This is a genomic window from Profundibacter sp. (assembly GCF_056498605.1).
Genome location: NZ_JBSMEZ010000042.1, coordinates 1 through 8007 on the forward strand (window position 1 = coordinate 1; position 8007 = coordinate 8007).

Annotated in this window: 8 protein-coding genes; 6 read left to right on the plus strand and 2 right to left on the minus strand. The window is 54.0% G+C overall.

Features of this window, described 5'->3' with window-relative positions; all coding sequences use genetic code 11:
• A partial coding sequence (locus tag ACWB12_RS04720) for a DUF6456 domain-containing protein (RefSeq protein ID WP_479528916.1) occupies positions 1 to 985 on the minus strand: 985 nt, incomplete at its 3' end.
• 202 nt (positions 986 to 1187) lie between these two features.
• On the opposite strand from ACWB12_RS04720, the gene ACWB12_RS04725 reads away from it, so the two are divergent.
• Entirely contained in the window at positions 1188 to 1481 is a 294-nt protein-coding gene (locus ACWB12_RS04725; protein WP_479528917.1) for a DUF6477 family protein, read from the plus strand.
• 8 nt (positions 1482 to 1489) lie between these two features.
• Here ACWB12_RS04725 and ACWB12_RS04730 read toward each other — a convergent pair whose 3' ends face one another.
• Positions 1490 to 3034, minus strand: a complete 1545-nt coding sequence (locus ACWB12_RS04730; RefSeq protein WP_479528918.1) for a trimethylamine methyltransferase family protein — start codon at positions 3032 to 3034, stop codon at positions 1490 to 1492.
• A 138-nt stretch (positions 3035 to 3172) separates the two neighbouring features.
• Here ACWB12_RS04730 and guaA point away from each other — a divergent pair, with 138 nt between their 5' ends.
• The 5 genes from guaA to ACWB12_RS04755 all read left to right on the plus strand — a co-directional run.
• Positions 3173 to 4741 carry a glutamine-hydrolyzing GMP synthase gene (gene guaA, locus ACWB12_RS04735; protein WP_479528923.1) on the plus strand — a complete coding sequence of 523 codons (1569 nt, stop codon included), beginning with the start codon at positions 3173 to 3175 and terminating at the stop codon, positions 4739 to 4741.
• Positions 4742 to 4934: 193 nt separating this feature from the next.
• A complete protein-coding gene (locus tag ACWB12_RS04740) occupies positions 4935 to 5225 on the plus strand; it encodes a putative quinol monooxygenase (protein ID WP_479528919.1) in 291 nt (96 codons plus the stop codon).
• Between the two features lie 2 nt (positions 5226 to 5227).
• Positions 5228 to 6100, plus strand: coding sequence for a DMT family transporter (locus ACWB12_RS04745; RefSeq protein WP_479528920.1), 873 nt, complete (start codon positions 5228 to 5230; stop codon positions 6098 to 6100).
• Positions 6101 to 6220: 120 nt separating this feature from the next.
• Positions 6221 to 7285, plus strand: coding sequence for an OmpP1/FadL family transporter (locus ACWB12_RS04750; protein WP_479528921.1), 1065 nt, complete (start codon positions 6221 to 6223; stop codon positions 7283 to 7285).
• A 132-nt stretch (positions 7286 to 7417) separates the two neighbouring features.
• On the plus strand, positions 7418 to 8007 hold a 590-nt coding region (locus ACWB12_RS04755), incomplete at its 3' end, for an ATPase (protein ID WP_479528922.1).

The following is an 8007-nucleotide window of genomic DNA, read 5'->3' on the forward strand; positions in this document are numbered from 1 at the left end:
AACAGCAGCGCAGTACCACATCGCCCAATCCCGGACCCAGATCGCGCAGCGCTTCTGACACGCGGTCGCGGGCACCGGTTGGCCCGTACCCGACCCCGCTGTCATTGGCAAAGCCGCCCCTTGAGCCGCCGGTCAAAAACCGTTCCCAGTTTTGCGCCACCCGCGGCCCCATTTGTGCCAGCTCGAAATCCTCGCGCAGCCTCTCGCCGGCGGCAACCAGATCATCGGTTAGAAATGGTGTGCCGGTTTTGTCTTTGCGTCGCGCCAGTGCCGCCAGCGGTGATTCTGCCACGTTATAACGCACCGCCCGCCGCGTTCCGGACTCGGACACTGTTTTCTCGCCCCAGACCCTGTGCTGATCACCAAACTGGGCCTGTGCTTCGGCAAATCCACCGCTGGCATTTTCCGCCTCGGCCAGCAGCCGTTTCAGGGCGGTGCGCCCTGCCGTGGTGATACCATATCGCGCGATCCGTCCGGGTTTAACGCATGTAATCCAGTCCTTTAACGCCATCGCTTGCGCCACTTTGCGATCAACCACTGCTGTGCGTGCGGTTTGACCACTGGGCAAATCCCGCACCACCACGGCTTTCTCCATCTCCGGCGCGATCGCCAACACCGCACCAGTTTCGCATAACCGGCGCAAAATACGGCGACCCTCGCGGTTCAGGGTTGTATCATCGGTTTTCAGGTTTTTATGTCGGATTGGTGCGCTCATTACGGGCGTCTCCTTGTCTGTTAATTGGGGGTGCGTCGGGAAAAGTTGCTGCCCTAAGTCGCGCAACGCTTCGTCTACCAGCGGGTCATCGCGCCGGTTTTCATATCGTCGGATCTGGCGCAAAACCGTCGAGGCGTGACATCCGGCATCCCGCGCAACGGCCCGAATGGATTTACCCTGATTGGTATGTTGCAGATATCGCCTCGCCTCTTTTGGCACCCATTCCGGTATTGTGTTCACACCGCAGGATTGCACTTGCCCCCTCTGCATTTTACTCTCCTTTACGTTGTGCCTCTCGTTGCGTGTCAGCTTTGTTTACGAGTGTTACGTGATGGTTAACAAATTCTGTGTTTCCTAGAATTATCTTTAAAATATAAACTTTTATGAAACCTGCGTTCGGAAGTTGGCAACAATACGCAACACACGCTTAGATTGTGCAACTGTGCAGTAGTAATTCCAAGGAGCTGACCCAATGACTGACCTGATGCACATACTGAAATGCTTACACCGCCCTCGTCTTTTGATCCGCGCCGCCCGTTTCGGGATGCCGGACTATAGCCGCAAGCGCGATCTGCGCCGGCTGATCAAAACCACCACGATGCCAACGCCAGGTAAGGCCATTGCCACATTGATGTCGGTAGAAACCGAGCTGGAGGAAAAACGAAAAGCGGGCGACGCCACGTATAGCATCGCCCGTCATGTTTCGATCCTGATTGCCCTGATGGGCGAAGTGCGCCTATTGCAGGCCCGCGCCAGACCGTCTTAGGGCTCGTCCTAAACCAGAGAATCCGGCATCGAATCTTTCTTTGCCTTGATAAAATCCTCTAATGCCGCAGCAATTGCTGGGTCCAACGCGGGTTGTTGGTAATCATTTAGTAATTTGGCAACCCGGATTTTGGCCAGCTCTTGCGTGTCGCGCGCCCCTTCTTCTTCCCATGTTTCATAGGGTTTATAATCCAGCAAATCTGTGCGCCAGAACGCCTCTTTGAAATTGGCTTGCGTGTGCTCGCATCCCAGATAATGTCCGCCTGGGCCAACCTCATGGATAGCGCCCATTGCCTGCGCGTTCTCGTCCGTGGGCACCCCTGCCGCCAAACGGTGCAATATACCCAGCTGATCCGCGTCCATCACGAATTTCTCGAAACTGGACACCAGCCCGCCTTCCAGCCAGCCACACGCGTGCAACATAAAGTTTACCCCGCCCAGCAATGCCGCGTTATGCGTGTGTGCGGTTTCATAAGCCGCCTGCGCGTCGGGCAGTTTGGAGCCACAAAGCCCGCCACCAGATCTAAACGGAAGGTTAAGACGGCGTGCCAACTGCCCTGCCCCGTTAAGGATTTGTGTAGCTTCTGGCGTGCCAAAGGTCGGCGCGCCCGAATTCATATCAATCGAGGTGACAAAACAGCCCATAATCACCGGTGCTCCAGGGCGGATCAACTGGTTATAAGCAATGCCCCCCACAACTTCGGCCAAAACTTGTGTTAGCGTGCCCATCACCGAAACCGGCGACATTGCACCACCGACAATGAACGGCGATAGGATGCAGGCCTGATTGTTGCGCGCATAAACCTCCATCGCTCCCATCATGATGCTATCAAAGGTCAGCGGTGAATTGACATTGATCAGCGAGGTCATCACCGTGTTTTCCTGAACGAAATCCTTACCGAACAGAATTTCGCACATATCGACCGAATCTTGCGCCCGCGAAGGTTCCGTCACCGACCCCATAAACGGTTTATCCGAATAAACCATATGCGCATGCAACATATCCAGATGCCGCTTGTTCACCGGCACATCCGTGGGTTCGCACACCGTGCCGCCCGAATGGTGCAGATATTTCGACATGTAGCCAAGTTTCACGAATTTGGTGAAATCATCCATCGTCGCATAGCGCCGCCCGCCATCGGCATCGCGCACAAAGGGCGGACCGTAAACGGGCGCCAGCACCAGTGTGTCACCGCCGATTTCGACGTTACGTTCCGGATTGCGGGCGTGTTGGGTGAATTTCGCAGGTGCTGTCTTGCATAACTCACGGGCCAGCCCACGCGGGATACAGACCCGCTCTCCATCCACCTTGGCCCCCGCCTTGCGCCAAACCTCCAATGCTTCGGGGTTATCAACAAAGTTAACGCCGACCTCTTCCAGCACGGTTTCAGCATTATGCTCGATCACCTCAAGTGTCGCATCATCCAGCATTTCATAGTTGGGGATTTTGCGCTCGATATATTTCGCCGCTTCAATCTTCACCGCCGTGCGTTCGGCACGTCGTGCCGCCCCGCCCCCGCCGCGCACCCGCCGTTTTGTTCGTTCCTCAGCCATCGTGCCTGCTCCCGTGATCCGTTGTATCCCAGTCTTACGCCAAAACCACACCGCATCAGGCGCAAAATCCGGCCATTACGGGGGGAAAGCGACATGCGCCCGCTTGATCATTGCGACAGCACCCCCTATTGCCAGATCATGACAGATATTTCACATGACCGCCTTCTTATCATCGACTTTGGGTCGCAAGTGACGCAGCTGATTGCACGGCGCTTGCGCGAACTCAATGTCTATTGCGAAATCCATCCGTTTAATAAGGTGACCGACAGCTTTCTGGCCGATTTCGCGCCAAAAGCGGTGATCCTGTCCGGCGGCCCCTCCAGCGTGATTGACGATGGATCGCCGCGCCCGCCTGCCAGTCTGTTTGACGCTGGTGTTCCGGTTTTGGGTATTTGTTATGGTCAGCAGGTAATGATGCAAATGCTGGGCGGATTGGTTGAACGCGGCCATGGCACCGCCGAATTTGGCCGCGCCTATGTCACGCCAACGCCCGCGCATTTGCCGTTGCTGGATGGCTGGTTCACCAGCGATGACGATCGCGAACAGGTCTGGATGAGCCACGGTGACCATGTTTCCAAAATTGCACCGGGGTTCGAGGTGTTCGGCACATCGCCCAATGCGCCGTTTGCCATCACCGCGGATATTTCGCGCAATTTCTTTGCGGTGCAATTCCATCCCGAAGTGCATCACACCCCGAACGGGGCGCGGTTGTATGAGAATTTCATCAAACTGGCAGGGTTCAGCGGCGACTGGACCATGGGCGCGTATCGCGAAGAAGCCATTCGTAAAATCCGCGAACAGGTGGGTGATGCAAAGGTAATTTGCGGGCTGTCCGGCGGGGTCGATTCATCGGTCGCGGCAGTGTTGCTACACGAGGCGATTGGCGATCAGTTGACGTGTGTTTTCGTTGACCACGGATTGTTGCGCCAAAACGAGGGCGATGACGTCGTCAAAATGTTCCGCGATGAATATCACATGCCGCTGATCCATGCGCAGGAACAGGAATTATTTCTAGGCCAACTGGATGGCCAGTCCGATCCCGAAACCAAGCGCAAGATCATTGGTAAACTGTTTATTGATGTATTCCAGAAACATGCCGCCGAAGTGGGCGGCGCCAAGTTTTTGGCCCAAGGCACGCTCTATCCGGATGTGATCGAAAGCGTTTCGTTTTCCGGCGGCCCGTCTGTGACGATCAAAAGCCACCATAATGTTGGTGGCTTGCCCGAAAAGATGGGGTTAAAACTGGTCGAGCCCTTGCGCGAGTTGTTCAAGGACGAGGTCCGCGCTTTGGGGCGTGAACTGGGTCTGCCCGCATCATTCATCGGTCGCCACCCCTTCCCTGGCCCCGGCCTTGCCATCCGCTGCCCAGGTGAAATCACCCGCGAGAAGCTGGAGATTCTGCGCAAAGCCGATGCGGTTTACATCGATCAAATCCGCAAACACGGCCTGTATGATGAAATCTGGCAAGCCTTCGTTGCCATCCTGCCGGTGCGCACGGTTGGCGTGATGGGTGACGGGCGCACCTATGATTTTGCCTGCGCGCTGCGGGCGGTCACGTCGGTGGACGGGATGACAGCAGATTATTATCCGTTCACGCATGAGTTTCTTGGAGAGACAGCGACCCGTATCATTAACGAGGTTGAAGGCATCAATCGCGTAACTTACGACATTACCAGTAAACCACCCGGCACGATTGAGTGGGAATAATAGACACCCTTTCCAAACCTAGGGTCAGAGTGTCCATCATTTCCGTTCACGGCCATCGGCGTCCCCGCCTGTACCGCACATAAGTTTTAGGACGATTCTGGTTAACAATTGCATAATTTCTGTTCTGTAAATATCCTCGCGCGAAGCGCATAAAAGTTTTATTGCCTGCGGCGCGGATATTTATGGAACAAAAATGACAAAAGCAAAACAAATCAAGCTGACCGGATATATTGATGTCCCCAAAAACCGGTTAGCTGAAATAACCACCGCTCTGCCTGAACACATCCGTCTGACGCGGCTGGAGGCAGGGTGTGTCAGTTTCAATGTCACCCCCGATGCCGATCATACGGGCCGTTTTAATGTCGCCGAGATTTTCGCAACCCGCGCCGATTTCGATCAGCACCAAAGGCGCACCAAATCAAGCGAATGGGCGCAAATCACCCAAGGCATTCCCCGCAGCTATACGATTACCGAGAGCGATTGAAGATGGCCAACCCAACCCTTCGCGCAGCCGTCTGGATGATCGGGGCGATCCTTTCGTTTTCATCAATGGCGGTTGCGGGGCGGGCTGTCAGTATCGAGCTGGATACATTTGAATTACTGCTCTACCGGTCGCTAATCGGCATCGTGATCGTCACCATTGTTGCGGGCGCCGCCGGAACATTACCACAAATCAGCGCGCGCCATTTTTCGACCCATTTGATCCGCAACACCAGCCACTTCATTGGCCAAAACCTGTGGTATTTTGCCATAACCGTTATCCCGCTGGCACAGGTATTCGCGCTCGAATTCACATCACCGCTCTGGGTGATCGCGTTGTCACCACTATTACTGGGGGAACGGCTGACTCCGACGCGGGTGTTGGCGGGTATTTTCGGATTTATCGGCATCCTGATTGTAGCAAGGCCAGGGGCGGAATCAATAAGCTGGGGGCTGGGTGCGGCGGCGCTATCGGCTATCGGCTTTGCAGGATCAGCGATTTACACCAAAAGACTAACTCGAGACACTTCCCTAACCACCATTCTGTTCTGGCTGGTGGTCATGCAATCGGTGATGGGGCTGATCTGTGCCGGATATGATGGCCAGATCAACCTACCAACAATGGTCACTTTGCCTTGGGTCATCCTGATTGGGGCTGCGGGGCTTGTCGCCCATTTCTGCCTGACCAAAGCCCTGTCGATAGCACCGGCCAGCACGGTCATCCCGTTTGATTTCGTGCGCCTGCCGCTGATTGCCGTGGTAGGTATGCTGTTTTATAACGAACCACTGGATGGTTTTGTATTTCTGGGTGGTGCGATTATTTTCGCGGCGAACTATCTGAACATCAAAAAAGGCACCCCTGCACCTAGTGCAAATTGACAACGCTGCGTTTGTTAAAAGATTGTGACGTGGCGTCATTTGTTGACGTAACAATCTTGCGCGGTGTAGCTTTGATAAAAGACTGCTCAATAAATATAAAACACTCAGGGAAGAAAAAACATGAAACATCTATTGATGATGACAGCGGCAAGCCTTGCTGTAACTGCCACAAGCGCCTTTGCGGGTGGTCTTGAACGCTCCAGCCAATCGGTTGGGATATTATTCGAAGAAGGGCGCTATGGGGAATTCACCTATTCTACCGTCAGCCCAACGGTTAGCGGTACTTTTGCAGGCGCAGTTCCCAGCGGCGACATGGCTCCTTCATACCAAAATCTTTCATTCGGGTACAAACAGGATATTGGGGACAATCTGGCGTTCGCGCTTATCGTAGATCAACCTGTAGGTGCCGATGTGGCATACCCCGCTGGTGGCGCGTATCCCTTTGCAGGTTCGACAGCAACAGTCGATTCGCACGCTGTAACAGGCTTGTTGCGCTACAAACTGCAAAACAACATGAGCCTATACGGAGGCGTGCGCATTCAGGCCGTTTCTGCGGACATCAATGTCGTTTCACAAGCCCCACTTCCTGGAATTGTTACCTACGCATTAAATATCGGCTCCGATGTTGAGGTTGGGTATGTTCTCGGCGTTGCATATGAAAAACCAGAAATTGCTTTGCGCGTAGCGCTGACATACAACTCCGAGATTACGCACTCGCTTCCCGATAACGCGGGAACGCCGTTTGACGTAACTATACCACAATCATGGAACCTTGAGTTTCAATCAGGTGTAGCGGCGGACACATTAGTCTTCGGCTCTATCCGTTGGGTGGAGTGGACAAAATTTGATGTGTCTCCTGGAGATTACATCCCGGGATCTTTGGCCAGCGGCACCAAGGATACAACCACTTACACATTGGGCGTTGGGCGCAAGTTTAATGATAACTGGTCTGGTGCCGTGATCTTGGGATACGAAGGCGGCGGGACAGTTCCTGTTGGTAACCTAGCCCCAACAGATGGCAACAGAAGTATTGGGTTGGCTGCAACCTACACAGTAAATAACGTAAAAATCACTGGCGGGGTTCGCTATATCCAAATTGGTGATGCAACCACATCAAGCATTGGTAGTAGTTTCACCGATAATGATGCCATCGCCGTTGGTATCAAAGTTGGCTTCAACTTCTAAATAACAACACAATAACCACGCAAAGCCCCGCCCGATCCGGCGGAGCTTTTTGTTTGCGTTGATCAATTCCAATTGACCCTGTGCGCCCCGCTGGCTACCTAGGATCAACCCATAACCCAAGGCAGCCACGCTATGTTTTATCAATCCGCCCGCGACTGGACCGAAACCGACCACAAACGTGTGGCGCTATTCGGCATGTCAGGCCTTGGCAAAACCCATGTGGCAAGTGCGCTGCGGGCCAGCGGCACTTGGTTTCACTACAGCGTAGATTACCGCATCGGCACCCGCTATATGGGCGAATTCATCGTTGATAATTTCAAACACGAGGCGATGAAAAATCCGTTTTTGGCGGAATTGCTGCGCACCGATAGCATCGATATTTCCTCCAACATCAGCTTTGACAATCTGGCGCCACTGTCCACCTATATGGGCAAGCCGGGAAATGGCGACAAAGGCGGTATGCCGTTTGATGAATACATGCACCGCCAGAACCAGCACCGTGCCGCTGAAATCAATGCTTTGACGGACACATCATACTTTATAAACCGCTCGCAAACCCTTTATAAGTATGACAATTTTATCTGCGATACGGGCGGATCAATTTGCGAAGTGGTAGACCCTGACAACCAGAACGACCCTGTGCTGCGGCACCTGTCGGACAACCTGCTTCTGGTCTGGATCAAGGGCAGTGATGAACATGCGCAGCAGTTGGTCGAACGCTT

What these genes read in the sequence shown, in the direction of transcription:
- guaA (WP_479528923.1), top strand. Translation starts at nt 3,173, where the DNA reads ATGACAGATATTTCACATGACCGCCTTCTTATCATCGACTTTGGGTCG.
- ACWB12_RS04745 (WP_479528920.1), top strand. Translation starts at nt 5,228, where the DNA reads ATGGCCAACCCAACCCTTCGCGCAGCCGTCTGGATGATCGGGGCGATC.
- ACWB12_RS04740 (WP_479528919.1), top strand. Translation starts at nt 4,935, where the DNA reads ATGACAAAAGCAAAACAAATCAAGCTGACCGGATATATTGATGTCCCC.
- ACWB12_RS04730 (WP_479528918.1), bottom strand. Translation starts at nt 3,034, where the DNA reads ATGGCTGAGGAACGAACAAAACGGCGGGTGCGCGGCGGGGGCGGGGCG.
- ACWB12_RS04725 (WP_479528917.1), top strand. Translation starts at nt 1,188, where the DNA reads ATGACTGACCTGATGCACATACTGAAATGCTTACACCGCCCTCGTCTT.
- ACWB12_RS04750 (WP_479528921.1), top strand. Translation starts at nt 6,221, where the DNA reads ATGAAACATCTATTGATGATGACAGCGGCAAGCCTTGCTGTAACTGCC.